Genomic DNA, 356 nt, shown 5'->3' on the forward strand with positions numbered 1-356 from the left:
CTCCGACGTCGGATCTGGTCGAAGGCATGCAGGAACGACTGGGAGAAGACCTGAGCACGCCGACGTCGTCTCAGACCACCTGCTCGTTCGCTCCGAGGAACACCTTCGGCTCCAAGAGACTGCGCATCGAGTTCTCCTGGGTTCCGCAGGACACCGAGGCGCGCGACGTGGACAAGCTTCCGGGGAAGCTCAGCCACTACGACGTGAACGGCGCGACTGTCGAAGCCAACGACCTCGTTTCACGGCTCACCGTGCCGTGCCGGATGCCCGGCGACCTCAAGAAGCCGTCCCAGAAGGTGCTGCTCCAGGGACAGGCTTCCAACACCCTGCTCAACGGGACCGACGTCCAGCAGAAG

General features: G+C 63.8%; 1 protein-coding gene. It reads left to right on the forward strand.

Annotation, left to right across the window (positions count from 1 at the left end):
• Window positions 1-26 precede the first annotated feature (26 nt).
• The coding region (locus AC1DYK_RS36400; RefSeq protein ID WP_478170690.1) for a hypothetical protein at window positions 27-356 on the forward strand (330 nt) is incomplete at its 3' end.

The sequence above is a fragment of the Variovorax sp. P2_H12 genome, assembly GCF_056403395.1.